Annotated in this window: 23 protein-coding genes; 14 read left to right on the forward strand and 9 right to left on the reverse strand. The window is 63.5% G+C overall.

Translation table 11 applies throughout. The annotated features are described in order from the left end of the window. Positions 1-6: 6 nt before the first annotated feature. Entirely contained in the window at positions 7-789 is a 783-nt protein-coding gene (locus HU719_RS07805; protein WP_186534609.1) for an aldolase, read from the reverse strand. Positions 790-943: 154 nt separating this feature from the next. On the opposite strand from HU719_RS07805, the gene HU719_RS07810 reads away from it, so the two are divergent. After that, a complete protein-coding gene (locus HU719_RS07810) occupies positions 944-1486 on the forward strand; it encodes a helix-turn-helix domain-containing protein (protein ID WP_186516202.1) in 543 nt (180 codons plus the stop codon). Between the two features lie 280 nt (positions 1487-1766). Next, complete coding sequence (locus HU719_RS07815) at positions 1767-2501, forward strand: hypothetical protein (RefSeq protein WP_186534610.1); 735 nt, start codon at positions 1767-1769, stop codon at positions 2499-2501. Positions 2502-2538: 37 nt separating this feature from the next. Here HU719_RS07815 and HU719_RS07820 read toward each other — a convergent pair whose 3' ends face one another. Beyond that, positions 2539-2919, reverse strand: a complete 381-nt coding sequence (locus HU719_RS07820) for a RidA family protein (protein ID WP_186516206.1) — start codon at positions 2917-2919, stop codon at positions 2539-2541. 174 nt (positions 2920-3093) lie between these two features. Here HU719_RS07820 and HU719_RS07825 point away from each other — a divergent pair, with 174 nt between their 5' ends. The 3 genes from HU719_RS07825 to HU719_RS07835 all read left to right on the forward strand — a co-directional run bounded on the left by HU719_RS07825 (position 3094) and on the right by HU719_RS07835 (position 5046). After that, complete coding sequence (locus HU719_RS07825) at positions 3094-3789, forward strand: tRNA (adenine(22)-N(1))-methyltransferase (protein ID WP_302474589.1); 696 nt, start codon at positions 3094-3096, stop codon at positions 3787-3789. An 80-nt stretch (positions 3790-3869) separates the two neighbouring features. After that, on the forward strand, positions 3870-4802 hold the full coding sequence (locus tag HU719_RS07830; RefSeq protein ID WP_186534611.1) for a LysR family transcriptional regulator: 933 nt from the start codon (positions 3870-3872) through the stop codon (positions 4800-4802). A 76-nt stretch (positions 4803-4878) separates the two neighbouring features. Then, positions 4879-5046, forward strand: a complete 168-nt coding sequence (locus tag HU719_RS07835; protein WP_186534612.1) for a DUF6021 family protein — start codon at positions 4879-4881, stop codon at positions 5044-5046. Positions 5047-5265: 219 nt separating this feature from the next. Here the strand turns inward: HU719_RS07835 and HU719_RS07840 are convergent, their stop codons facing one another. Next, positions 5266-5517, reverse strand: a complete 252-nt coding sequence (locus tag HU719_RS07840) for a hypothetical protein (RefSeq protein WP_186516211.1) — start codon at positions 5515-5517, stop codon at positions 5266-5268. A 13-nt stretch (positions 5518-5530) separates the two neighbouring features. Then, positions 5531-6022: a DUF4142 domain-containing protein gene (locus tag HU719_RS07845; RefSeq protein ID WP_186516213.1), complete on the reverse strand. Its 492-nt coding sequence runs from the start codon at positions 6020-6022 to the stop codon at positions 5531-5533. Positions 6023-6192: 170 nt separating this feature from the next. On the opposite strand from HU719_RS07845, the gene HU719_RS07850 reads away from it, so the two are divergent. Together HU719_RS07850 and HU719_RS07855 are read left to right on the forward strand one after the other, a co-directional pair. Next, positions 6193-6435: a hypothetical protein gene (locus tag HU719_RS07850; RefSeq protein WP_186516215.1), complete on the forward strand. Its 243-nt coding sequence runs from the start codon at positions 6193-6195 to the stop codon at positions 6433-6435. 124 nt (positions 6436-6559) lie between these two features. Continuing rightward, positions 6560-8149, forward strand: coding sequence for a sensor domain-containing diguanylate cyclase (locus HU719_RS07855; RefSeq protein WP_186516217.1), 1590 nt, complete (start codon positions 6560-6562; stop codon positions 8147-8149). Here HU719_RS07855 and HU719_RS07860 read toward each other — a convergent pair. Continuing rightward, positions 8146-8859 (reverse strand): MgtC/SapB family protein, encoded by a 714-nt coding sequence (locus HU719_RS07860; protein WP_186516219.1) that lies wholly within the window; start codon positions 8857-8859, stop codon positions 8146-8148. The two genes, HU719_RS07855 and HU719_RS07860, sit on opposite strands and share 4 nt — an antisense overlap. A gap of 413 nt (positions 8860-9272) precedes the next feature. On the opposite strand from HU719_RS07860, the gene HU719_RS07865 reads away from it, so the two are divergent. Beyond that, positions 9273-9773, forward strand: a complete 501-nt coding sequence (locus tag HU719_RS07865; protein ID WP_186534613.1) for a sterol desaturase family protein — start codon at positions 9273-9275, stop codon at positions 9771-9773. Here HU719_RS07865 and HU719_RS07870 read toward each other — a convergent pair. Then, positions 9703-10590, reverse strand: coding sequence for a bile acid:sodium symporter family protein (locus HU719_RS07870; protein ID WP_186534614.1), 888 nt, complete (start codon positions 10588-10590; stop codon positions 9703-9705). The genes HU719_RS07865 and HU719_RS07870 overlap by 71 nt on opposite strands. A gap of 183 nt (positions 10591-10773) precedes the next feature. On the opposite strand from HU719_RS07870, the gene HU719_RS07875 reads away from it, so the two are divergent. Together HU719_RS07875 and HU719_RS07880 are read left to right on the forward strand one after the other, a co-directional pair. Next, the gene (locus HU719_RS07875) at positions 10774-11658 is read left to right on the forward strand and encodes a Dyp-type peroxidase (RefSeq protein ID WP_186534615.1); all 885 of its coding nucleotides are present in this window, start codon (positions 10774-10776) and stop codon (positions 11656-11658) included. A 178-nt stretch (positions 11659-11836) separates the two neighbouring features. Beyond that, the gene (locus HU719_RS07880; RefSeq protein WP_186516224.1) at positions 11837-12718 is read left to right on the forward strand and encodes a LysR substrate-binding domain-containing protein; all 882 of its coding nucleotides are present in this window, start codon (positions 11837-11839) and stop codon (positions 12716-12718) included. A gap of 207 nt (positions 12719-12925) precedes the next feature. On the opposite strand, the gene HU719_RS07885 is transcribed toward HU719_RS07880, so the two are convergent. Then, positions 12926-13402: a hypothetical protein gene (locus tag HU719_RS07885; protein ID WP_186534616.1), complete on the reverse strand. Its 477-nt coding sequence runs from the start codon at positions 13400-13402 to the stop codon at positions 12926-12928. A 101-nt stretch (positions 13403-13503) separates the two neighbouring features. Next, the gene (locus HU719_RS07890; protein ID WP_186534617.1) at positions 13504-14409 is read right to left on the reverse strand and encodes a LysR family transcriptional regulator; all 906 of its coding nucleotides are present in this window, start codon (positions 14407-14409) and stop codon (positions 13504-13506) included. Positions 14410-14694: 285 nt separating this feature from the next. Here HU719_RS07890 and katG point away from each other — a divergent pair, with 285 nt between their 5' ends. From katG to HU719_RS07905, 3 genes are all read left to right on the forward strand, one after another. After that, positions 14695-16965: a catalase/peroxidase HPI gene (katG, locus tag HU719_RS07895; protein ID WP_186534618.1), complete on the forward strand. Its 2271-nt coding sequence runs from the start codon at positions 14695-14697 to the stop codon at positions 16963-16965. 419 nt (positions 16966-17384) lie between these two features. Continuing rightward, positions 17385-17822 (forward strand): nucleoside deaminase, encoded by a 438-nt coding sequence (locus tag HU719_RS07900; protein ID WP_186534688.1) that lies wholly within the window; start codon positions 17385-17387, stop codon positions 17820-17822. Then, the gene (locus tag HU719_RS07905; protein WP_225917127.1) at positions 17803-19833 is read left to right on the forward strand and encodes an ATP-binding protein; all 2031 of its coding nucleotides are present in this window, start codon (positions 17803-17805) and stop codon (positions 19831-19833) included. Before HU719_RS07900 ends, HU719_RS07905 begins: the two co-directional genes overlap by 20 nt. A 12-nt stretch (positions 19834-19845) precedes the next feature. On the opposite strand, the gene HU719_RS07910 is transcribed toward HU719_RS07905, so the two are convergent. Then, the gene (locus HU719_RS07910) at positions 19846-20901 is read right to left on the reverse strand and encodes a tetratricopeptide repeat protein (RefSeq protein ID WP_186534619.1); all 1056 of its coding nucleotides are present in this window, start codon (positions 20899-20901) and stop codon (positions 19846-19848) included. 129 nt (positions 20902-21030) lie between these two features. On the opposite strand from HU719_RS07910, the gene hisN reads away from it, so the two are divergent. Next, entirely contained in the window at positions 21031-21822 is a 792-nt protein-coding gene (gene hisN / locus HU719_RS07915; protein WP_186534620.1) for a histidinol-phosphatase, read from the forward strand. Positions 21823-21856: the final 34 nt, after the last annotated feature.

The raw sequence follows: 21856 nt of genomic DNA on the forward strand, positions 1-21856 counted from the left end.
AGGGGGTCAGGCAAGGCAGTCGGCATGCTTGCGCAAGGCCTGCCGGGCGTAATAGCTGAATGCTGCGCTATGGCGCTTTGGTCGGTCGATCCAGTTGTGGGCGTCGCGGCCAAGCTCAGGGGAAATCGGCTTGATGCTGCCAGCGGCCATGGCCAGCAATTGCAGGCGCGCGGCGCGTTCGATCAGTTGCGCGTAAACGCACGCTTGTTCAACGCTGGTCCCGGTCGACAACTGGCCGTGATGCGCGAGCAGAATCGCCCGTTTGTCGCCCAGTGCCGCGCTGATGATCTCACCTTCCTCATTGCCCACCGGCACGCCAGGCCAGGCTTGCAGGAATGCGCAATCCTCGTACAGCGGGCAAAGGTCCATGTGCGATACCTGCAACGGCACTTCGAGCATGGACAACGCGGCAACGTGGGTGGGGTGGGTGTGGATGATGCAATTTACATCAGGCCGTGCCCGGTACACCCAGGTGTGAAAGCGATTGGCCGGGTTGGGCATGCCCTGGCCTTCGAGCACTTCGAGGTCTTCGTTGACCAATAGCAGGTTGGTGGCGGTAATCTCGTCGAAACCCAGGCCCAACTGCTGGGTATAGAACGTGCCTGGCTGCGGCCCGCGCGCACTGATCTGGCCGGCCAGGCCCGAGTCATGGCCGTTGTCGAACAGAATTCGGCAGGTCAGGGCCAGCTTTTCGCGCACGGTCCACGTATTATCCGCAAGCGCGCCTTGCATCTGCGTCAGTGCCGCTTGCACCAGCTGCGCTTTGCTGTGTGTCAGGGTATTGGCCATTGGGGGTTATCCTCGGTGGCGTGATGGTAGAGGTCATGGCCGGGCCGCCCTTCAGCTTTCGACGGTGGAGGGGTGGCCACTTCGATGACACACAAAACATTACATGACACAAAGTGTCATAAGCAAGTGCGTACGTCCGGGAAACCTGCTTTAAATGTCTATCCGACTGAAATTGCTGCGTAAAAAACTGGGAGTCACCCTTGAGCTGCTGGCTGAAAAGTCCGGCATGACCAAGAGCTACCTGTCCAAGGTCGAGCGTGGCTTGAACACGCCGTCGATTGCGGCGGCGCTCAAGCTTGCGCGGGCGTTGAACGTCAATGTCGAGGAGCTGTTTGCAGACGAGGCCGAAGGCCAGGCGCGCTACAGCCTGGTGCGTCAGGGCGAGCGGCAGGCGCTGGTGGGCAGCGGCGAGGGGCCGGGCTACGCGGTGCTGACCTCCCAGGTGGGCCAGCGCAGCCTGTTGCCGTTTCTCATTCAACCGCCTACCGAGTTCAGCGACCCGACGTTCAAGGAACACGAGGGCGAAGAATTCCTGTTCGTTCATGCAGGCCAGGTCGAAGTCGACTTCATGAGCGAACGGGTGTTGCTGCAAGCAGGTGACGCCTTGCACTTCAACGCCCAGACCCCGCACCGCCTGCGCTCGGTGGGCGAGCAGCAGGCGCAGTTGCTGGTAGTGGTGCAGGGCGGGGAAGGGTGAGGGCAGGGCGATGACCACCGGTGATTATGCCTAGGGAAAACTCTCGTGGGAGCGCGCGGCGTAGCACACCTGGCGGCCGTCGGCCACGCAGCGGGCTTCGACGAAGGGTAATGCCGGATCGCGCTAGAACGGCTTGTCACGCGGGCACTACCGTGACGCCCAGAGCTAGGCGCAATTGCACAAATCCACCCGCGCCACCGCACTTTTTCAAGGTTTCGTGTTCTATCAAGCGTTGGGCTGCGCCGACCCCCGGCTGGGCCGCTGACATTTTCCGGTGCAGATGGCTGCAACACGACTCCCCATCCTCCCGCGTTGCCTGCTGCTTGCAGGTGTATTGCTGTGCCTCGCCGCCTGCACCCAGCAGCAGAGCCGCGACATGCTCAACCAGTTCGGCAAGGGCAAGCCTGACGAACTGTTCCAGACCAGCGTCGACCGCATGGCGACCCTGGCCATGCGCGACAACCTGCGTAGCCTGTACCTGTTGATGGACAAACTCTACCTGCGCAACCCCAACCAGTGGAAACAGTCTGGCTACCTCGATGCCACCACCGCGGCGCGGCAGATCCGTATTGCCATCGAGCAGCGCCAGCCGTTGGCGCAACTGGGTGACCGGCGTGACCTGGCGGCGCTGAGCTACGCACTTGACCCGCAGTTCAAAGGCGACCGCGTCGGCGCATTCATCTACGCCATCGGCAGCATGATCGTCACCGCCCACGGCGGGCGTACCGAGTTCTACATGACCGATACCATCGACCCGCTGTTCGTCAACAACGCTGCGCGCAATATCGAAAAAGCCACCTGGATGCTCAGCCAGCGCCAGGATGCCAACGGCGTACTGCTGCTGTTTTCCAACGAAATTTCCGAGCAGGGCAGCAACCTGAGTTTTGCCGTGGAGTTCGGCAAGATCGTCGCCCGCCTGGACCTGCTGGCGCAGATGCTCGACGAGCGCTACCGGCGCATCGGGCTCAACTATGCGCAGAGCCTGTTGCTGATGAACTTCCTGCCGGTGCAGTGAACGGGCCGCACGCGCTTCCCGTCACCGCACCGTGCATTCAGCCCTTGGCGGCCATCGCCGTGACTTCCACGCGCATGCCTGGGAAGGCCAGCGCGGCAACGCCCACTGCCGCGCGCACCGGCCAGGGCTTGCTGAAGAAGCGCTGGTAAACCTCGTTGAACACGGCGCGGTCGGCCATATCGGTCAGGTAGATGGTCAGGTGCAGCACGCGGCCCATGGAGCTGCCGGCGCGCTCCAGCGCATCTTTGAGTGCCTGCAGGGTGGCTTCGCACTGGGTGGTGATATCGCCCAGCTCCAGTTCACCATCGGCCCGGATCGGGATTTGCGTGGTGACCAGCACGCCGTTGTATTCAGCGACGTCCGAAGAGATGGAGCCGGCGTCAGAGTCTGGGGTGAAGATGATATCTGCGTTTGCCATGGGTGCTTCGCCTTGCAACGGAGGGAAAGCGGCCAAGCCTACTCCAGACGTTGCCCCAATTGCATCTTCACGCGCCCGCTCGGTCGTGCGGATTTGAAAAGGGCCGCGGCGACGGGCAAAATCGCGCCCCCAACCGGGCGCAAGCGCCGGGCTCGCTGTAGAACGAGGCAACCGTTGAACCAGAACACATTGTCCATGCGCCTTGAACGGGTCGCAGCGCACATCCCGGCCGGCGCACGGCTGGCTGACATCGGCTCGGACCACGGCTACTTGCCGGTGGCGCTGCTGCTGCGCGGGGCGATTGCGTCGGCGCTGGCCGGCGAGGTGGCCCTGACCCCGTACCATGCGGCCATGCGCAGCGTGCGCGACAACGGCCTTGAGCAACAGGCCACGGTGCGCTTGGCCAACGGGCTGGCGGCCATCGAACCGGGTGACGACATTACGGTTGTGAGCCTGTGCGGCATGGGCGGTGAGACCATTCGCGACATCCTCGACGCCGGCAAGGCGTACCTCAGCGGCCACGAGCGCCTGGTGCTGCAGCCCAATGGCGGCGAGCAACCGCTGCGTCAGTGGCTGATGGACAACGGCTACGGCATCGTCTGCGAAGAAGTCCTGCGGGAAAACCGCTTCGACTACGAAATCATCGTCGCCGAACCAGGCCAGGCGGCCGTTTACAGCCCGGAGCAGCTGTATTTCGGCCCCTGCCTGCTCGCGGCCCGTAGCCCGGCGTTTCTGTTCAAGTGGCAGCGCATGCTGCGCCAGAAGCAACAGACCCTGGCCAACTTTGGCCGTGCCCGCGAGGCGGTGGCGCAAGAGAAGATCGAAGATTTCCAGCGCCAGATCGAGTGGATCAGCACGGTGCTGGCCTGACTCACTCCTTGGCGTTTCACAATAAAAGGGCAGGGCCGTGCTAGATTCTTGCCTTTGACGCAGGAGTGAGACCCCCGCCCATGGACATGCTGCACGCAATGCGCACCTTCGCCCGCGTAGTGGAATGCGGCAGTTTTGCCGCTGCCGCCAATGCCCTGGACATCTCGGCGGCGCAGGTGTCGCGCATTGTCGCAGAGCTGGAAAACCAGTTGCAGACCCGTCTGCTGCATCGCACCACTAGGCGCTTGCGCATGAGCGAGGCGGGTGAGCGTTTTCTGGAGCGTTCGCGGCAGATCCTGCTGCTGACCAACGAAGCCATGGACGAAGCTCGCGGGGCGCACCTCACGCCCCGAGGCCGGCTGCGTGTGCACTGCACCCACGGCCTGGGCCTGTTGATGATGCCGCTGGTGGCGCGCTACAACGCTGCGTGCCCTGAAGTGGTCATGGAACTGACGCTGTCACAGCGCAACCCCGACCCGCTTGCCGAAGGCCACGATGTAGTGATCGCCATCGGCCAGGGCCTGCCAGACTCGCAACTGATCGCCATCCCGCTGGGCGGGATCCACAGCATCCTGTGTGCCTCGCCCGATTACCTGGCCCGCAAAGGTGTGCCGCAGTCCCCGCAAGACCTGCGCCAGCATGTCTGCCTGCGCACTGTCGACCCCTTGTTCGAAGAGGACTGGTCGTTTGGCCAGGCACCGGAAAACTGCGTGATCGAGCCGCAGGATACGTTCTTGACCAACGTCGCCGACGCCATGGTCAGGGCCACTGAGCTGGGGATGGGGGTTGGCCTGCTGCCTTATTATTCGGCAAGCCAGGCGCTGGAGGACGGGCGCTTGTGCCGGCTGTTGGCACCGCACCGGCTGCGCCAGCGCGAAATCTACGCGATCTACCCCTCGCGGCATTATCTGGATGCCAAGGTGCGCACCTGGATCGACTACCTCAAAGAGCAATTGCCGCTGGTGTTTGCCGCGCACATGCAGGTTGTCGAGCAGCCCCAGTACTGGCGCTGAGTGACCGCCGGGCATATCGATCAAACTTTGCCGGCCTGCGCGTGTTCTCTTCAGGACACCCTAAGGAGAAACTGTCATGCCGCAAGCCGCGAACGACAAGCACGACAAAGGCCCGCACTCTTCAGAGCATGCAACCGAGCCTGAGAATCCGGGTTTCGACCCGGATTCCCCAGATGTCGATGACCCGCAGGTCGACCCGCAAGGGCCAGCCAAACCGCCGCGGGACGTTGAAAAGCAACAGTAAAGGCCAATCGCTGTGTTGGGGCCCATCGCAGGCTGGCGCCAGCTCCCACAAGATCAAAAGCAACGCGGTCCCTGTGGGAGCTGGCGCCAGCCTGCGATGAGGCCGGCACAGCCCTGTACATAGCTGTGCCGCCAACCTCGGCGTGGGAGCAGGCTTGCTCGAAATGCCGAACCACCGCGATGGGCCGCAAAGCGGCCCTGATAGCTCAACCGATGGGTCTTACGCCTCAGCTCTTTTCGCCGCTTCCACGCCCGCCGACGACAGCTTGATCGGGTAGCTCACGCTTAGCTCGTGACTGTCATCGACACTCACGCTGCCGTCATGGATAAGGCCCTGCTCCTGCAGGGTCTTGAGCATGCCGGCAACCGCCCGCTCACCGCGATAGTTGTCGAGGATTTCCTTGCCCAGGCCCTGTGGGTGGGCGTGCAGCAGGCGGGTCAGTAGCTCGTTTTGCAGATCGGTATTGCTCATCGGTGCACCTCTTTTACTTGCTGTGGGTGGCCTGGAGTTTCTTGGCCTCTTGCAGATGGTGCTCAAGGGCTGGGAGCTTTTCCTTGGCGAAGGCCTTCAGTTCGGCCTTGTCGGAGGACTCAGCCTCACGTTTGAACAGTTCGATGGTTTTTTCGTGGGCATCGACCTGATTGTTGGCGTAGGCGCGGTCGAACGACTCCTCGCGCATGTCCAGGATCATCTTGCGCGCCTTGTCGGTCAGGCTGGCTTCATCTGGCACGTCGATATTCAGGCGCTTGGCCAGTGCCATCAGCTCCTGATTCACCTTGGTATGGTCGTTGACCATTTGCTCGGCGAATTTGCGCACCTCGGCATTCTGGCTTTTTTCCAGTGCCAACTTGCCCGTGACCACTTCGGCGATACCGCCTTCGGCTGCGCTGTCGACAAAATCGTCGGAGGCCGCGAACGCGGCCGGCACAGCGCCGATGGACATGGCAATGGCCAGGGACAGTGATTTGAAGGTCATGGCGAACTCCTTAACGGGTGGCGCGACGTCAGTGTCGCGTACGGTTGAGCCTCGCCCCTGGCCAAAGGTTTGATTTGATTGCAACGGCGGCGCCGTATGGCAATCCGGTTGAACAACGCCTGGCGTCCAGGCTCAGATGCCTGTACACCGACAGCCCTTGGAGAAACGCCATGAGCATCGAGCGCAGCATCCCGGAACTTGCAGCCTGGTACGCCCAGTACGACGACGAAAGCTACCGCCGCGAAGCCCCCGACGCTTACCACCATGAGCTTGTGCGCACGGCCGAAGCGCTGCGCGACGATGGCGCTATCGAGTGGGACGATTGGCTGGCGCTGAAGGCCTTGGCCGACGACGCGCATGTGCTCGCCTTGCAGGCGGCAGTGCGGGCGCGCGTCGATGATCCCGATGCGTGAGCATTTGGACGTTGTGGCGCCGCATCCTTGGCTCTACAATCCGCGCGCCGGCGCCCCGGGCCCTGCGCAACTACGTGCTGGACTATCGTCATGGGCGGCAAACACTCGATGACAAGGGATTTCAATGTGTGCAGCCCGCAAACAGACTGACGACAGTCTATTGGCGCCGACCAGCGAACAACGCGCTGTAGCGCTGTTTCGCCTGGTGCTGGGGTTTATGGCTGCGGTGATGATCGCCTTTGTGCTGATCGAGGGTTGGCGCGTCTGGCGCGACTATCGCCAGGCATTCCTGACTGCCGAAAATGCCGTGACCAACCTGGCCCGGGCCACCGCCCAGCACGCTGAAGATGCTATCCGGCAGGTCGATGCAATGACCGCGGCCTTGGCCGAACGCCTAGAGGGCGATGGTTTCGACCATATCGACAAGGCACGCTTGCACGCGCTGCTCAAGCAGCAGGCGCGCATCATGCCGCAGTTGCACGGCCTGTTCGTGTATGCCCCGGACGGCAGTTGGATCGTCACCGACCAGGACGCGGTGCCGCCGGATGCCAACAACGCCGACCGCGACTACTTCATCTATCACCGCACCCATACTGGCCGCCAGGTTCTGATCAGCTCGGTGGTGCGCAGCCGCTCCACCGGCGACCTGATCATCCCCATTTCACGCCGTCTGGAATACCCCGATGGCCGCTTTGCCGGTGTGCTGCTGGGTACCATCAAGGTCGACTGGTTCGTGCGCTATTACGGCGACTTCAAGATCGACGAGCGTGGCGCCCTGGTGCTGGCCAAGCGCGACGGGACCATCCTGGTGCGCAGGCCCTCGGTTGAACGGGTGATCGGCAACAGCCTGGCCGACAGCGAAATCTTCCGCAAATACCTGCCGTTCGCCAGCGAAGGCGTGGCGCAGGCGGTGGCGGTCGTTGACGGCACCCCGCGGCTGTATGGCTACCGTGCGCTGTCGAGCTACCCGCTGGTGGTAGAGGCGGGGCTGTCGCGCGAGTCGATCATCGCCCCATGGCGGCACGACATGATCCGTTCGCTGGTGGTGTTGCTGCTGTTGCTGGTGGGCCTTGCCGCGTTCGGTTGGGTGGTACTGCGCCAACTGCGCGAACGTATCGCCATCGAGCGCGCCCTGCATCAGGCGCACCAGACGCTCAAGGCCCTGGCGCTGACGGACAGCCTGACCGGTCTTGGCAACCGCCGCCGCCTGGATGGGGTGTTGGAGGCTGAGATCGGTCGCGCCCGGCGCCAAGGCTACCCGCTGGCGCTGGTGATGCTCGACCTCGACTACTTCAAGGCCTACAACGACCGCTATGGCCACTTGGTCGGTGACCAGTGCCTGCGGCGTTTCGCCGAGGTACTCAAGCAAGTGCTCAAGCGCCCCGGTGACCTGGCCGTACGGTATGGCGGCGAGGAGTTCACGGTATTGCTGCCGGACACCGACGCCCAAGGCGCCAGCCAGCTGGTGCAGGAGATTCTGCAACTGCTGCGCCGCCAGGCCATCGAGCATGGCGGCAGCCCGCTTGGGCATGTGACGGTCAGCGCAGGCCTTGCGATGGGGGCGCCGACGCTTGAGACGGTATCCCCAGAAAACCTCATGGCAGCTGCGGACGCCGCGCTTTATCAAGCCAAGCGCCAGGGGCGCGACCGCTACTGCCTGGCCGGCGCCGTGGACGCCGGTGCTGGGCAGGGGCAGTTGAACCCGACCGCCTAGTCGGCCGTCATTGGCTCAGCCAGCAACTGCCAGCGCACCGCACTCACGCCTTTTTCAAGGCTGACCCGGCTTACCAGCCGCTCCAGCGAGGTGTGCGCTTGTGCTGTGCCGAGCAGCTCGGCGCGCACTTCCAAGCGCGCCGCGTCGTCCAGGTCTTCGCTGTGCAGCGATTGCAGGCGCAGGCAGGGGTCGCTCAGGCTATGCAGCATCAGGCTACGCACCTGGATCTCGTCCTCGGCGCGGCAGACGATACGCACGCCAAAGCGTTGCTCGACTTCACTTGCCGGCAGTACCTCCTGACGGTCCAAACGCTGGGCGATGTCGCGCAGCAGAATGTTGGCGCACAGCACCACCAGGCTGCCGATAGCGGCCTCCAGCAACAGGCCCAGGCTGCACAGCACGCCAACTGCGGCGGTGCACCACAGCGTTGCAGCGGTGTTCAGGCCGCGCACATTGAAGCCATCACGCATGATCACGCCACCGCCCAGAAAGCCGATGCCGGACACCACGTAGGCAGCCACCCGCGAGGCATCGGCGGGCAGCATGCCCGGCACTGCCTGGGTCATCAGTACGAAAAGGCAGGCGCCGGTGCTGACCAGGGCATTGGTGCGCAGGCCGGTCATGCGCTGGCGCAGTTGACGTTCTGCGCCGATCAGCGCGCCGAGTACCAGAGCCACGCTTACGCGCAGCAGAAAAATTTTCCAATCCATCGCAAACCTCGTTGCACGGGCCTGTGCCCGTTCAAGCGTCGCCAGCGGGCGGCGCAAAAGCAAAAACGGTGAATGCGCAGGGCCACATGCCATACGCCAAGGGCGTAAAGGCTGGGAATAGAAGAGGAGGGGTCAGCCGTGTGAGGCTGAAAAACCACCGTCTACCGTAAGGCGGCCAGACAGTGGCAGGGACGCTGCCGGACTAGCTCGCCGTGTGGGCCTGTCGCAATCGACTGGGGCTACTGTCCAATGCAGGGTTCTCCGTAGGGGGCAAGAGTGCGACGCGGACGTTACGCCGCAGCTTCGCCGGGGTCAAGGGCAGGATCATGACAATTGCGTCATGGCGAACTTTCCTGCAACAAACCCGGCAATGTTAACCTTAGTGCCCGTTATCGCCTTTGCCGGACCGTCCCATGTTGCTCAATCTCGCCGTGCTTTTTGGCACACTGGTGGCCATGGAGGGCGTCGGTACGCTGGCCCACAAGTACGTCATGCACGGCTGGGGCTGGTGGCTGCATCGCTCGCACCATGAACCCCAACTTGGGGTGCTGGAAACCAACGATATCTACCTGGCGGCGCTGGCCGTGATTGCCGCTGCACTGGTGGCGCTCGGCAAGGCCGGGCACGCGCCATTGCAGTGGGTGGGCGGCGGGGTGGCGGCCTATGGTGTGGCCTATGTGCTGGCGCATGACGGGCTGTTCCACCGCCACTGGCCGCGCGCGCCCAGGCCGGTCAACCGTTACCTCAAGCGCTTGTATCGCGCGCACCGGCTGCACCATGCGGTCAAGGGGCGGCAGGGCGGTGTGTCGTTCGGCTTTTTTTACGCCCCGCCCATGCCGGTGCTCAAGCGGCAGTTGAGGCAGCTTCGGACGCCCGCCCACGGCTCACCCACCAGCCAAACCCCGCAGCCGTGAAGAACATGATCAGGCTGTAGATCGCGGCTGGCACCGCCATGGTGGCGTTATTGAGCAAGCTTGGGCTCAGTGCCAGGGCAATCGCCAGCGTGCCATTGTGGATGCCGATCTCCATGCCAATGGCAATCGCCTGACGCTTGGGGATGCTCAGCAGGCGCGGTACCCAATAGCCCACCGCCAGGCTCAACAGGTTGAACAGCAGCGCCGCGCCGCCGACGATGGGCGCGTACTCGACCACGGTTTGCCAGTCCTTGGCCAGTGCCAGGACGATGGTGAAGGCCAGGAACAACGCTGCTACAAGCTTCATTGGTTTTTCCATGCGCGCGGCAAAGCCTGCGGCAAAATGGCGGATCAGCATGCCCAGTGCCACCGGCAGCAGGACGATGGCGAAGACTTGCATGACCTTGGCAAACTGCAGCGGGATGGCCTGGTCAGAGGCCATGAACCACATCAACGAAAGGTTTACCAGCAGCGGCATGGTCAGAATGGCGATCAGCGAGTTGACTGCCGTGAGGGTGATGTTCAGCGCCACATCGCCATGGGCCAGGTGGCTGAACAGGTTGGCCGTGGTGCCGCCGGGGGAGGCTGCGAGCAGCATCAGGCCGACCGCGAGCGCCGACTCCAGGCCAAAGCCGTTGGCAATCATGAAGCACACCAACGGCAGCAGCAGGATCTGGCAGGCCAACCCGATCACCACCGGTTTTGGGTATTTCACCACCCTTGCGAAATCCGCCAGGGTCAGCGACAGGCCGAGGCCCAGCATGATGATGCCCAGGGCAAGCGGCAGAAGGGCGGTGAGCAGCGGGGATGCGGTCATGAAGGCGCTCTCGACGAAGGATCTTGCGCAGTCTAGGTGGCGTGGAATCGATAGCTAATCGCAATAGGCCATACTTGGTAACTGTTTGTTACGACAAGCCCGACGGGCAGCGGCCACGCGCCGCGTTGCGGTACAGCGCCTGGCGCAGTAGCATTCGCGCTTTTGCCGAAGGATTAGCCCACCATGCCGTTCCAGCAAGGCCTGCTCGCCACCCCGGTGCCGACCCACGCGCGTCACCTGTTCTTTGCCCTCGACGTGGTCGAGGCCTTGCCCGGCGTACTCGACCCGTTGCTTGCCGAGGTTGACGGGCGCAGCCTGCTGCTGGCCATCGGCGCGCCGTTGGCCAAAGCCCTGGGCCGTGAAGTGCCGGGCCTGCGCAGCTTCCCGCAGCTTGAGGCAGTGGTGGAAAACCCGGCTACCCAGCACGCCTTGTGGCTGTGGTTGCGGGGCGAGGAGCGTGGCGAGCTGTTCTTGCGTGCTCAGGCGCTGCAGCAACGGCTGGCCCCGGCGTTGCGGCTGGTGGACAGCGTTGACGGTTTTCTGCACGACGGCGGGCGCGACCTGACCGGCTATGAAGACGGCACCGAAAACCCCGCCGATGATGATGCGGTGCAGGCTGCTATCGTGCCGGGCGAGGTTGCCGGGCTGTCTGGCTCAAGCTTTGCTGCCTTCCAGCTGTGGAAGCACGACCTGAACTACTTCAAGTCTTTGCCGCAGGCTGAGCAGGACGACATCATTGGCCGTCGGCTGAGCGACAACGAAGAGCTGGAGGATGCGCCGGAGTCTGCCCACGTCAAACGTACCGCCCAGGAGAGCTATGACCCTGAGGCGTTCATGGTGCGGCGTTCGGTATCCTGGGCTGATGAGCGTGGCGCGGGCCTGGCATTTGTTGCCTTGGGCTTTTCGCTTGAGGCGTTTGAGGTTCAACTGCGGCGCATGAGCGGCCTGGAAGATGGGGTGGTCGATGCCTTGTACCGCTTCAGCCGGCCGCTTAGCGGGGGGTATTACTGGTTCCCGCCGATGGGCGAGGGTGGGGCTGATTTGCGCTTGTTGCTTGGCGACTGCTGACAATTACGGGTTTTTAGCAGTGGTCAAATGCGTGCGACTCGGCTGTGTTGTTGCGCAGGGCGCGCGCTTTTTGTGGGAGCGGGCTAGCCCCGCGATGCGGATTAAACCGGTATAAGCTGTCATTGGCCCCCAGGGCATGGTAGAAATCGGCACTATCATTCAAAAGTTGAATAACCCGATGTCCATCAGCTTGAAATCGAATAGAGCCCTGTTCGACCTCGACCTGCTGCGTGCCATCGTGGTGGTTGCCGATTGCGGTAGCTTCACCACGGCGGCGGCGCGGCTGCATTCTACGCAGTCGACCATCAGCCAGAAGGTGCGCCGCCTCGAAGACATGGTCGGCCACCGCCTGCTGGTTCGCGGCAACCGCGATGTGCTGGCCACCGATGCCGGGCAAACCTTGCTGGGCTATGCGCGGCACATGTTGGCCCTGAACGACCAGATGCTCGAAGCGCTGGCGGGGGCGATGGTGGGTGTCACCGTGCGCCTGGGTGTGCCGGAAGACTTTGTCGGCGGGCGGACCACCAATGCGTTGTCGGCGTTCAGCCGCCAGTACCCGCAGGTCAAGCTGGAGGTTACCAGCGGCCTGTGCCGCGATCTCAGCCAGGCTTACGACAACGGCGAGCTCGACCTGGTGCTGCTCAAGCAGCGGCGCAACAGCCGCGAAGGCGTCGCCTGCTGGCCGGAGCGGTTGCAGTGGATCGACAGTGCGCGCCTGCCAGCCTTCGAGCTGGACCCGGTGCCGCTGGTGACCTTTCCGCCCCGTGGGCTGTACCGCGATGACATGATCAGCGCCATCGAAGGCATGGGCCGGCGCTGGCGCATCAGCTTCACCAGTTCTAGCCTGAGTGGCATCCAGGCGGCCGTGGCTGACGGAATGGGCATCAGCCTGCTGCCGCCGCGTGCGGCGACGGCGGAGCACCGGGTATTGGGTGTGGGCCAAGGGCTACCGGAGGTGGACAGCTATGAGATTGTCATCGTCTGCCGGCCGACTGCCGACCTGATGGTCAAGGCGCTGGCTGAGGTGCTGACCGAGTTGCTGGCTGAGCAGGTGATTTGAACGATTGGTTCTGTGGGCTTGTGGGAAACTCCAGGGTTTTGTACAACCCTGGCCTGGCCTCATCGCAGGCTGTCGCCAGCTCCCACAAAGATTGCGCACAGCCACAATATCGAGGCCTCCCCGGATCCCTGTGGGAGCTGGCGACAGCCTGCGATGAGGCCGGAGCATGCGTGCACAGAAGTGTGCGGCCCCGGAATTCGGCGCTGGCTACCGGCCCGGGTTTTCCATGCGGCCAATGTAGGTCAGTTGATTATCGAAAAAACGCGCGCCCGCCCGCGGGTTCTGCGCGCCGCTGGCCAGTTTGTCGTCACTGTCCAGCAGCACGATCACATCGGGCCTGTCGCCCAGCAGGGTATCGAGGTCTTCATAGAAGGTCACTTCTGCGAAGTTCTGGCTCAGTGAGTCAGCCAGCCAGGCATAGGCCTGATTGCCACCCAGGGTGGCCACCGGCGTCGCCTGGCCATTGGCCGCAGCGCCGCGGTCGTGGCGATGTTGCAGGTAGTCCATGGTCGATGCGCTGTCGCGGCCCAGCAGTACCGCCACGTGCTGGCCATGGCTCAGGGTGACGCTGGAGAGGGCGGTGGCCGAATAGAAGTGGCCCGCGGGCTGGCTGCCAGGTTGGCTGGCGCAGCCGGTGAGGGTGGCGAGCAGGGCCAGCAGGGCGGCAAACATGCCGGTTTTCATGGGAAGTGCCTCGTCGAAGATCCAATGGCGCCATTCTGGCCAAGCCGTTACGGCGAGGGAACTCGATGGCAGGCATGGTAGCTATCGACGGGGTTGATGGTTCACTGGGTGCTCATGAACTGCAAAATACGCTCGCGCAGCCAGCGTTCGGCAGGGTCGTTGTCATGGGCGCTGCTCCAAGCCATCGACAGCTCAGCTTCGCTGATTTCGAACGGCGCAGGGTCTGCGCGCAAGCTGCCGTCATCGGCCAGTGCGCAGGCAGCGTAGTCGGGCACGGTGGCAATCATCTCGGTATTACGCAGCAGCGCCCGCAGGCTGCCGAACTGCGGCACCGCCAGCACCACCTTGCGGCAGCGCCCGATGCGTGCAAGGTCCAGGTCGATGTTGCCGCTCATATCGCCTGAGAACGACACCATGACGTGCGGGCGGCTGCAGTATTCATCCAGCGTCAAGGGCCCCGGCCGATCATCGGCGCGCAGCACGCGCACGCCGATATCGCGCAGCTTGCGGCGCTTGGCATTGGCCGGCAGGTCGGTGGTGTAGCTGACCCCCACCGAAATTTCACCCGATGCCAACAGTGCCGGCATCAGCAGAAAGTTTGCCCGGCGCACCACCACGCTGATCTGCGGTGCTTCGTTGCGCAGCGCTTCAAGCAGTGGCGGGAACAGGCCGAACTCGGCGTCGTCCGACAGCCCCAGGCGGAACACGTTGCAACTGCTTGCCGGCTCGAAGGTCTTGGCACGGCTGATGGCCGCCGAGATGACATCCATGGCTGGCCCCAGCTCGTGGAAGATCTGCATTGCCCGGGGCGTAGGCTCCATGGCCCGGCCATTGCGGATAAGCAACGGGTCGTCGAACAGGTCGCGCAGGCGGGCGAGGGCGGCACTGACCGTGGGCTGGGTGATGAACAGTTTTTCGCCAACGCGGGTCAGGTTGCGTTCGATCATCAACGCCTCGAACACTACCAGCAGGTTCATGTCGACGCGGCGCAGGTCGTTGCGGTTCATGCACGGGGGCCTTGCAGCAGGAAGGGGGCAGCAGATTCAAGCACAGATCATGGCGTCTGGCTTGTACCGATGTGCGCAGGCTATTGGCGCTCAATAGCGGCTCTATTAGACCTCTGCGCAAGGTCGGCTAGTCTTCTGCGTGGCAGCTTCGGATGCCCGCCGCGTTAGGCCCCTGAGCACCCTGGTGCAAGACGCAGGCCCCGCCGCCCTGACACCTTGGCAACCCGGATGTCGGCACAGACCGACGACACCTGATGAGCAGACCCGACCCAAAGGTAGAAACAGATGTCGAACGAATCGAAATGCCCGTTCCATCACACTGCCGGCAGCGGCACCAGCAACCGTGACTGGTGGCCCGACCAGCTCAATCTGAGAATCCTCCACCAGCACTCTGCAAAGGCCAGCCCAGACCCGGACTTCGACTACGCCAAGGCATTCAAGAGCCTCGATTTCCAAGCCTTGAAGCAAGACCTGACGGCGCTGATGACCGACTCCCAGGACTGGTGGCCGGCCGATTTCGGCCACTATGGCCCGCTGTTCGTGCGCATGGCTTGGCACAGTGCAGGCACCTATCGCATTGGCGATGGCCGTGGCGGCGCAGGCTCCGGCCAGCAACGCTTTGCACCGCTCAACAGCTGGCCGGATAACGTCAGCCTGGACAAGGCCCGGCGCCTTTTGTGGCCGATCAAGCAAAAATACGGCAACAAGATTTCCTGGGCCGACCTGATCGTGCTCACCGGCAACGTCGCGCTGGAATCCATGGGCTTCAAGACCTTCGGTTTCTCTGGCGGGCGGGCTGATGTGTGGGAGCCGGATGAAGACGTGTACTGGGGTTCGGAGAAGGTCTGGCTGGGTGGCGATACCCGTTACGCGAAGGCGCAGGCGCCGGGCCAGGGCGACCTGGTAGCCGAACCCGCCAAGCATGGCGAGGAGCAGAGCCGCACCTTGGCCGGGGAGCGTAACCTTGAGAACCCGCTGGCGGCCGTGCAGATGGGGCTGATCTACGTAAACCCCGAAGGCCCGGAAGGCAACCCTGACCCGGCGGCATCCGCCAAGGATATCCGCGAAACCTTCGGCCGCATGGCCATGAACGATGAAGAAACCGTGGCACTGATCGCCGGTGGCCATGCCTTCGGCAAGACCCACGGCGCAGGCCCTGCCGACAATGTCGGCGCCGAGCCAGAAGCTGCCGGGCTGGAAATGCAGGGCCTTGGCTGGAGCAACAAGTTTGGTACTGGCAAGGGCGGCGACACCATTACCAGCGGCCTGGAAGTGACCTGGACCTCGACGCCGACGCGCTGGAGCAATGAGTACCTGGAGAACCTCTTCAACTTTGACTGGGAACTGACCAAAAGCCCCGCCGGGGCACACCAGTGGCGGCCCAAGGACGGCAAAGGCGCCGGCAGCGTGCCGGACGCCCATGACCCCGCCAAACGCCATGCCCCGTCGATGCTGACCTCTGACCTGGCGCTGCGCTTCGACCCGATCTACGAGCCCATCGCCCGGCATTTCAAGGAAAACCCTGAGCAGTTGGCAGACGCATTTGCCCGTGCCTGGTACAAGCTGATCCATCGCGACATGGGCCCGTTGGCACGTTACCTGGGCCCGGAAATGCCCCAGGAGGAGCTGTTGTGGCAAGACCCGCTGCCCAAGGCCGATGGCCCCCTGCTGGGTGAGGCCGATATTGCCTCGCTCAAGGCCAAGGTGCTGGCTTCGGGCCTGAGTGTCGGCGAGCTGGTCTCGGCCGCCTGGGCCGCCGCGTCTACCTTCCGCGGGTCAGACAAGCGCGGCGGCGCCAATGGCGCGCGTATCCGTCTGGCACCGCAGAAGGACTGGGACGCAAACAAGGGCGTGTACAAGGTGCTCAGGGTGCTGGAGCAGATCCAGGACGGCTTCAAGGCCGGCGGCCAGCATATTTCCCTGGCTGACCTGATCGTCCTGGCCGGCAGCGCCGCAGTGGAAAAAGCGGCTGCAGAGGGGGGCCATCCGATCAAGGTGGCATTCCGTCCAGGCCGGGTAGATGCCTCCCAGGAACAGACCGATGTCGAGTCGTTCGCCGTGCTCGAACCGTTGGCCGATGGCTTTCGCAACTTCAGCAAGGCGCGCTACAGCGTCAAGGCTGAGAAACTGCTGCTGGACAAGGCCCAGTTGCTGACGCTCACGGCGCCGGAGCTGACCGTGCTGATAGGTGGCCTGCGCGTGCTTGGCGCCAACCACGGCGGCAGCACTCAGGGCGTTTTCACTGAGCGGCCCGGCGTACTGACCAACGACTTCTTCCGCAACCTGCTGGATATGCGCATCGAATGGAAGCCGACCTCGGCCGACAACGAAGCCTTCGAAGGCCGTGACCGCGCCACCGGCCAGCGGCAGTGGAGTGCCAGCCGGGTAGACCTGGTAATGGGCTCGCACGCGCAGTTGCGTGCACTGAGCGAGGTCTATGGCAGCAGTGACGCGGGCGAGAAGTTCGTACGGGACTTTGCCAGGGCGTGGACAAAAGTCATGGAGTTGGACCGGTTCGATCTGGACCAACACCGCGACCCATCCGCAGCGCGCTAGATAAACCCCAAGCGACGCGGCCCGGTGTAGGAGCGGCCTTGCGCCGCGATGGGCTGCGAAGCAGACCCAGGATCTGCGCCTCATGCAGAATCGCTGGGCCTGCTTCGCAGCCCATCGCTGCATAAGGCCGCTCTCATAGAACAAACGCTAACTAACTGATTTTATTAGAAAAGTTGGAGCGGGCTTGCTCGGAATGCCGAACCACCGCGATGGATGGCACCGGCTACGCCGGTATCGCGGGGCAAGCCCGCTCCCACGCTGCCCAGTTCTCTGCGCGACAGCGCAGCCCGAAGGGCTGGGCGATCTCCCACAATGATGTCCATCACCAGCCAGTGCGGTGCCCCCTTGAATCGTGCTCAAGGCGTTGTGCTAGGCTGCTGCAAACGCAGCCGAAGGAAACGCTACCTATGGAACAGGTCATCAACGAGTTTATGCAGGCCGCTATCGATGAAGCCCAGAAAGGGCTTGCCGAGGGCGGTATTCCGATCGGCTCTGTGCTGGTACACGACGGCAGGATTCTCGGCCGTGGCCACAACCGCCGCGTGCAACAAGGCAGCGCGATTCTGCATGGCGAGATGGACGCCCTGGAAAACGCAGGCCGCCAGCCCGCAAGCGTTTACCGCGAGGCCACCCTCTACACCACCCTGTCGCCCTGTGCCATGTGCAGCGGTGCGATTCTGCTGTACGGCATCAAGCATGTGGTAATCGGCGAGAACGTGACCTTCATGGGCGAAGAGAAGCTGCTGAAAAGCCGCGACGTAAGGCTTGAGGTGTTGCACAACGAAACCTGCCAAAACATGATGCGCCGGTTTATCACAGAGCAACCAAAGCTCTGGAATGAAGACATTGGCTGCTGATGACCTGGCGATGGAAAACAACATTCAAGTCATCCATCTGGCGCCGCTGCCTGCCGCCAACGAGTCGATTGCCGGCACCGACTGGAGCCGCACGCCGCTAGGCCCGCTGGCCAAGTGGTCGGCAACGCTGCGCATTGCCGTCGACATGCTGCACTTGTCGCCATTTCCCTGTGCACTGGTGTGGGGCTCGGACCTGAGTGTCATCCATAACGATGCCTATCCAATCCAGGCACGCCAAGGCTGTGCCTTTCATGGGCTGTGGGGCAACGCCTGGGCGGTGATGGGCGCTGCGGTGTTCCAGGCGCTGGAGGGGCAGGGCAGTATTACCGAAGTGTTGCTGCCTATAGACCAGCAGCAAACCCGCTTCACCTGCTGTTATTCGCCGATTCGCGACGAGCAAGGCGCGGTGGCGGGCTTTGTTCATACCTTGATTGCTGCTTCAGCCAGCGCGGAGGCTGCCAGCGAATGGCGTGAGCGGGCGCTGTCGTTCGAGGCGCAGCTGGCCAGCTACCTGGCTGACAGCCAGCATACCTGGCAGCTATCGCCCGATGTCATGCTGATGCTCGATGACAACCAGCAGGTGCGCATGGCCAACCCGGCATGGCAGCGGTTGCTAGGCTGGACCGCGCAAAGCCAGCCGGCAACGCCCCTTTCCGAGCTGGTGCACCCTGCCGAGCGGACCGACTGCATATTGGCCCTTACGGCGCTGTACAAGGGTGGTGCGGCTTCGACCTTCGAGGCGCGCATGCGCCATGCCGAGGGCCACTACTGCTGGTTCAGCTGGACCACGCTGGCGGGGCAAACCATGCCGATGCTGGTCGGGCGCGATATTACCGAAACGCGCAAGTCCATACAGCGCCTGGCCGAGGCGGCGGTGCGCGACAGCCAGCGCATGGAGTCGGTGGTCAAGGTTGCGGGCAGTTACGGCCATCAGATGAACAACGTCCTCAGCGGCGTCAGCAGCAGCCTTGAGTGGCTCGAGCGGCGGTTGTTGCAGGGCCGCACCGAGCGCCTGGAAGACTATGTGAAGATGGCCCGCGACTGCGCCGAGCGCGCCATCGGGCTGACCCACAACCTGCTGGCGTTCGCCCGCAGCCAGCCGCTGTCGCCTAGCCCGTTGGATGTCAGCCGGCTGATGCGTGAGGCCGAACCGATGCTGCGCCAGGCACTGAGTGGGGACATTCACCTGGAGTGGCAGCTCGACAGCGCGCCGTGGCCGGTCCAGCTCGACCCGGACCAGTTGCGCAATGCTCTGATGCACCTTTGCGCCAACGCAAGCGAGGCGTGCCTGGGGCGCGGCAAGGTGCAGATCCGCAGCTACAACGAACGCCTCAGCTACACCGCCGAGCAGCCCTCAGGCTTGCCAGCAGGGGATTATGTGGTCATTCAGGTCGAGGACGACGGGCACGGTATGTCCGGCGGGACCTCTGCCCACGCCTTCGAGCCGTTCTTCACCACCAAGGAAATGGGGCATGGCGTAGGGCTGGGCTTGGCCATGGTGCATGGTTTCGTGCACCAGTCCGGCGGCCAGGTGTGGCTGGAGTCGAAGCTCGGCCACGGTACGCGGGTGGTGATGATGTTCCCCAGATACCAAGGCAGCGTGCCGGTGCAGCCGGAGCTTCAGCCCAAGCCCATGCAGGCCCATGGTGAGCGCTTGTTGCTGATCGATGACGAGGTCAACCTGCGCGCCCTGATGAAAGAGGCTTTGGTTGACCGTGGCTACGAGGTGAGTGACGCCCCTGACGCCAATACGGCGCTGGGCGCTTATCGCAGTGCCGGCCCCTTCGAGCTGGTGATCACAGATATCGGCTTGCCAGGCGGCTTCAATGGCCGCCAGGTGGCCAGGGCGCTGCGCATGCTGGACCCTGGGCAGAAAATTCTGTTTATAACCGGCTACACCGAAGAGCCGGTCGAGCAACACGTACTCGACCAGCCCGGCACTGCCTTGCTGTACAAACCTTTCAGTCTGGACACGCTCTGCCGCCAGGTGCAGCACATGCTGCACGAGTGAGCCACGCTTGGCTTACAGCCCTTGTTGCAGCGCCGGGTCGTCAGGGTTTTGCTGCTCAAGTTCGGCCAGCAACACCTGCACATTTTGCAACTGGCCGGTTTCTTTCCAGTACTGGATCAGCAGCACCCGTGCGCGGCGATTGGCTGGTTGGTGGTTGAGCAGCGTCTCCAACTGCTGCTGCGCGGCCTGCACCTGGTCGAGCTGGTGCAGGGTTACCGCCAGAGTGTAACGGTAGTCGCTGTTGTCCGGCTCAAGCTCGACGGCGCGGGACAGCGCCAGCAGTGCGTACTCTTGCTGCTGGTGGCGGGTCAGCCACAAACCCAGCTGGTATTGCAGAAATGCCGAGTCTGGGCGTATGGCCAGCGCTTTGGCCAGCACCTGGCGTGAAGCATCCTGCTGACCCTGCTGCTCCAGCAGGTGAACCTGCGCTGCCAGTGCGTCGAGCCCCTCGGGTGCCAGCGCCAGGCTGCGCTGCAGGGCGGTATTCGCTTGCTCGTAAGCTTGCTCGTGCATGTAAAGGCGTGCCAGGTGCACTTGCGCCTCGGCGTCATCCTGCTGTTGTTCCAGGGTTTGCTGGTAGTTCTCCAGCGCTTCCTGGAACGGCCCGAAGTACAACCCGATGGCATCCGGGTCCAGGCCCAGCAACGCATCGACGGCAGCAAAGCGTACGCTTTGTTCGTCATCTTCGAGCAGTGGGCCGAGTACCAGGCTGCGCTGCGCCGCAGGCACCAGGCGGCGGATACTGGCGATGGCGGCGCGGCGTACCAATGGGTCATCGTGCTCAAGGTCCAGGCGCGCCAGTTTGAGCGCTTGCGGCGAAGGGTAGTTGGGCAACTCTGCATACAGCGCGGCACGGCGGATGGGCTGCAGATCGTCGCGCTGCAACTGCTGGTACAACACCCGTGCAGCGCCGGGCAGGCCATCGTGGGCCTGGCGCAGCGCCTTGGCGTAACTGTGCGGTGGCAGTGTCGGCGCAGGCGTTTGCTGCGGGCGCCACATATAGCTGAGCACGCCCGGCACCAGGATCAACAGCAAAAGGGCGATCAACAGGTGGTGGGGTCTTGACATTGTGCGATCCGTGGCGGCGTGGAGGGCAAAGCTTGGGACAGCCCGGCGGCAAATGCAACGGTCTGGCCGATGAGGTGCGTCTGGCTCGGGTATGATGCCAACCTTTCATCCTTCAAGAGGCCTGCCCCCATGTCCCTGAGCGCCGAACAGATTGGCCAGTTGCGCATCTTTGCCGAAGAGCTGGCCGAGGCTGCGGCGGCGGCGATAAAACCCTGGTTTCGCGCGCCGCTTGCGGTCGAGGACAAGGGCGGGCGGCTGTATGACCCAGTCACCGTGGCCGACAAGGCCGCCGAAGAAGCCATGCGGGCGTTGATCCAGGCGCGTTACCCCGAGCACGGTATTCTCGGTGAAGAACACGGCGTTGCAGTCGGAAGCAGCCCGCTGACCTGGGTGCTCGACCCCATCGACGGTACGCGCGCGTTCATTACCGGCCTGCCGCTGTGGGGCACCTTGATTGCGCTGAACGATGGCACTGCGCCGCGCATCGGGGTGATGAACCAGCCGTTCACCGCTGAACGCTTCGTCGGCACGCCGCAGGGCGCCTGGTGCAATGGCGCGCCATTGCAGACCCGCCGCTGCGCCGACCTGAGCTCGGCCACGCTGATGTGCACCACGCCGGACATGTTCGACACCGAGGCGCGCAAGCAGGCCTTCACCCAAGTGGCCGAGCAGGCCCGGCTGTTGCGTTATGGCGGCGACTGCTATGCCTACTGCATGCTTGCTTCGGGCTTTGTCGATGTGATCGTCGAGGCGAGCCTGCAACCCTACGATGTGCAGGCGCTTATACCCATCATCGAAGGCGCAGGCGGTGTGATTACCGCGTGGGACGGCAGCTCGGCGCACAACGGCGGTTGCGTGGTTGCCTGCGGCGACCCCGCCCTGCATGCGCAACTGCTGCAGATGCTGCGTCACGCCCTGTAGGCAACACTGCGGCCTGGCGCCGCCCGTTCTGTTT

The organism is Pseudomonas farsensis (genome assembly GCF_014268805.2).
Classification (GTDB): domain Bacteria; phylum Pseudomonadota; class Gammaproteobacteria; order Pseudomonadales; family Pseudomonadaceae; genus Aquipseudomonas; species Aquipseudomonas farsensis.

Coding starts and splice junctions, on each gene's coding strand:
- HU719_RS07905 (WP_225917127.1), top strand. CDS start 17,803: ATGAAGACATTGGCTGCTGATGACCTGGCGATGGAAAACAACATTCAA.
- HU719_RS07815 (WP_186534610.1), top strand. CDS start 1,767: ATGGCTGCAACACGACTCCCCATCCTCCCGCGTTGCCTGCTGCTTGCA.
- HU719_RS07885 (WP_186534616.1), bottom strand. CDS start 13,402: ATGAAAACCGGCATGTTTGCCGCCCTGCTGGCCCTGCTCGCCACCCTC.
- HU719_RS07880 (WP_186516224.1), top strand. CDS start 11,837: ATGTCCATCAGCTTGAAATCGAATAGAGCCCTGTTCGACCTCGACCTG.
- HU719_RS07845 (WP_186516213.1), bottom strand. CDS start 6,022: ATGACCTTCAAATCACTGTCCCTGGCCATTGCCATGTCCATCGGCGCT.
- HU719_RS07840 (WP_186516211.1), bottom strand. CDS start 5,517: ATGAGCAATACCGATCTGCAAAACGAGCTACTGACCCGCCTGCTGCAC.
- HU719_RS07865 (WP_186534613.1), top strand. CDS start 9,273: ATGTTGCTCAATCTCGCCGTGCTTTTTGGCACACTGGTGGCCATGGAG.
- HU719_RS07830 (WP_186534611.1), top strand. CDS start 3,870: ATGGACATGCTGCACGCAATGCGCACCTTCGCCCGCGTAGTGGAATGC.
- hisN (WP_186534620.1), top strand. CDS start 21,031: ATGTCCCTGAGCGCCGAACAGATTGGCCAGTTGCGCATCTTTGCCGAA.
- HU719_RS07810 (WP_186516202.1), top strand. CDS start 944: ATGTCTATCCGACTGAAATTGCTGCGTAAAAAACTGGGAGTCACCCTT.
- katG (WP_186534618.1), top strand. CDS start 14,695: ATGTCGAACGAATCGAAATGCCCGTTCCATCACACTGCCGGCAGCGGC.
- HU719_RS07870 (WP_186534614.1), bottom strand. CDS start 10,590: ATGACCGCATCCCCGCTGCTCACCGCCCTTCTGCCGCTTGCCCTGGGC.
- HU719_RS07890 (WP_186534617.1), bottom strand. CDS start 14,409: ATGAACCGCAACGACCTGCGCCGCGTCGACATGAACCTGCTGGTAGTG.
- HU719_RS07850 (WP_186516215.1), top strand. CDS start 6,193: ATGAGCATCGAGCGCAGCATCCCGGAACTTGCAGCCTGGTACGCCCAG.
- HU719_RS07875 (WP_186534615.1), top strand. CDS start 10,774: ATGCCGTTCCAGCAAGGCCTGCTCGCCACCCCGGTGCCGACCCACGCG.
- HU719_RS07855 (WP_186516217.1), top strand. CDS start 6,560: ATGTGTGCAGCCCGCAAACAGACTGACGACAGTCTATTGGCGCCGACC.
- HU719_RS07805 (WP_186534609.1), bottom strand. CDS start 789: ATGGCCAATACCCTGACACACAGCAAAGCGCAGCTGGTGCAAGCGGCA.
- HU719_RS07910 (WP_186534619.1), bottom strand. CDS start 20,901: ATGTCAAGACCCCACCACCTGTTGATCGCCCTTTTGCTGTTGATCCTG.
- HU719_RS07835 (WP_186534612.1), top strand. CDS start 4,879: ATGCCGCAAGCCGCGAACGACAAGCACGACAAAGGCCCGCACTCTTCA.
- HU719_RS07820 (WP_186516206.1), bottom strand. CDS start 2,919: ATGGCAAACGCAGATATCATCTTCACCCCAGACTCTGACGCCGGCTCC.
- HU719_RS07860 (WP_186516219.1), bottom strand. CDS start 8,859: ATGGATTGGAAAATTTTTCTGCTGCGCGTAAGCGTGGCTCTGGTACTC.